The sequence below is a fragment of the Dapis purpurea BLCC-M126 genome (assembly GCF_050015975.1).
GTDB lineage: Bacteria > Cyanobacteriota > Cyanobacteriia > Cyanobacteriales > Microcoleaceae > Trichodesmium.
Genome location: NZ_JBNHER010000153.1, coordinates 23,814 through 26,234 on the forward strand (window position 1 = coordinate 23,814; position 2,421 = coordinate 26,234).

Annotated in this window: 3 protein-coding genes; all 3 read right to left on the minus strand. The window is 40.5% G+C overall.

Annotation, left to right across the window (positions count from 1 at the left end; all coding sequences use genetic code 11):
- Positions 1-1,933, minus strand: a 1,933-nt coding sequence (locus ACP6PL_RS13935; protein WP_426545862.1) for an AAA-like domain-containing protein, incomplete at its 3' end; no start/stop codon positions are given.
- A 164-nt stretch (positions 1,934-2,097) separates the two neighbouring features.
- Positions 2,098-2,220 carry a hypothetical protein gene (locus tag ACP6PL_RS13940; protein WP_426545863.1) on the minus strand — a complete coding sequence of 41 codons (123 nt, stop codon included), beginning with the start codon at positions 2,218-2,220 and terminating at the stop codon, positions 2,098-2,100.
- Positions 2,221-2,258: 38 nt separating this feature from the next.
- On the minus strand, positions 2,259-2,381 hold the full coding sequence (locus tag ACP6PL_RS13945; protein WP_426545863.1) for a hypothetical protein: 123 nt from the start codon (positions 2,379-2,381) through the stop codon (positions 2,259-2,261).
- Positions 2,382-2,421: the final 40 nt, after the last annotated feature.

Sequence of the window (2,421 nt, forward strand, 5' to 3'; positions counted from 1 at the left end):
ATTTCCCCTGACGGTTCCACAACTTGACTGTTTTGTCACCGCTTGCAGTAGCAATAGTCTCTCCATCGGGGCTAAATGCTACACCCAAGACCCCTTTCTTATGCCCCTGCAAAGTTTGCAATACTTTTCCCTGACAGTTCCACAACTTCACTGTTTTGTCACCACTTGCAGTGGCAATAGTCTCTCCATCGGGGCTAAATGCTACACTATTGACCGGACTTTCATGGCCTTGAAGGCGGTTACGCTCTCGGTACTTTTCTATTATGTATATAGCTTGACTCAGAGCATCTGTTATTTGCATTTTGCTATTTGCTTGAGGTTGGAATATTTGGTTAGGAAGTGGTAGTTGTCTGGCTGCTCTCAAAGCTTGCAGTAACCCCTCAAAATGTTTACCAGAGTTAGATAATGATTTAGAGATAATACTTTTACCTACTGCTTCGGCTTCCGCTAACTTCAGATCCGCTTTCTGCTTCGCCTCTTCTAATATCTGGTTTGCTTTTACCTGAGCATCCAATTTTATCTGTATTTCCGACTTTTCTAGTTCGATCGCCTGTTTATCCAACTCCTGAGAAGCAGTCAAAAAGCGATAGTCGCGATCGCTCAAACTTTTATCCCCAGACCACACCAAAGCATCAGCCAAAGTTTCACCCCGCAACAGTCGCGACTCATCTTGACATCCCGACTTTTGCCAAGCAGCAAACGCCTCAGAGTAGGGGCGTAACTTGGCTAACTCCTCTTCTACCCACTGGAGATTAAATACTTCTTGATAAATATAATTCATAACCTGCAACTGGTCTTGACGTTTGATAACCAAACCTGTGAGGCGGAGTTCCATTTGTTCTGGGGTCTCAGTGGCTTTTATCCCCCCCAACCCCCCCTTTGAAAGGGTGGGCTTTTCTTCTTCTAGTTTCCCACTTTCCAAAGGGGACGGAAGGGGAATTTCTTCCTCTAGTCTCCCCCTTTCCAAGGGGGACGGAAGGGGGATCGAATTCAAAACTTGCTGATACAACCCTAACAACCGACTTGCCCGTTTTTCATTTACCAAGAGGCGATCGCGAATTGTCCGTAAATGTTCTGGGTTATCGTGAGATTCCCAATTATTAATAATATAAGTCTGAACCAACTCTGCTACATCGGGAGTACGACTATCATTATTTTTAACAATTATTTGACACAATTTTTGAGTTAAAAAAGGTTGCCCACCAGTCCATTCTAAAATTTCAGCTAATACCTGTTCTGGATTTTCTACCCGACTTTCTAAACCAGGAGTTAGGAAATATTTTGCTTCTGCAAAACTAAAACCTGTTAACTCTATCGCCTTACCAATATTAAAAGGAGTCCGAGTTTTATCCGCGATTAAATTAGAAGGAGTTGCCACCCCAAATAAAGCAAAAGATAATCGTTTATATTCAGGATTTTCTGCCCGTTTATTATGACAAGCACGAATCAGAGCAAAGAAATCATCGGTGGGAAAATCCAGACTAATTAAACTATCTATCTCATCAACAAAAATGACAATATTTTCCCCAACTTCCCCAAGCAAAACTTCTTTTAAAAAATCCCTAAATTGTTGTACAGGAGATAAATATTCTCTTTCTTTTAACCACGCCCGCCGATTAATAGTCAAGTCAAAATTGCTGACTAATTCTTGAATAATACCCCGATACCATTGCTTCGCATTAATTTCCTGACTACCCACATCAGTTAAGTCAATTGCAGCACAGGCAAACCCTTCTTTTTCTAATCTCGCCTTAGTCCGTAACATTAAACTTGACTTTCCCATTTGTCGGCAGTTCAACACATAACAAAAGTCTCCTAATTTGAGGGCATCATAAAGATTTTCATCTGCTTCTCGCTTCACATAACTAGGAGCATCAGCAGGTAAACTTCCTCCTACTTGATATTGGTAATTTTGGTTTTGTTTTGTGTTCATGGAAGTTAGGGAAAATTAATTATTATGATTAAGTCATTTTAAATATAAAATTGTCATTGCCAGGGGCGTTTGAGCAACAGTAACTTTTGTAGTCAAGTCAACTAATCCCCCGAAGCAATCTCGCATAGTTGAATTTTATTAGTTATTTTAATGGGATTGCTTTCCTACGGAATGCTACGCAAACGTTCCTCGCAATGACAAACTAAGAGAAAATTGTCATTGCGAGGGGAGTTTGCCACAGTAACTTTTGTAGTCAAGTCAACTAATCCCCCGAAGCAATCTCGCATAGTTGAATTTTATTAGTTATTTTAATGGGATTGCTTTCCTACGGAATGCTACGCAAACGTTCCTCGCAATGACAAACTAAGAGAAAATTGTCATTGCGAGGGGAGTTTGCCACAGTAACTTTTGTAGTCAAGTCAACTAATCCCCCGAAGCAATCTCGCATAGTTGAATTTTATTAGTTATTTTAATGGGATTGCTTTCCT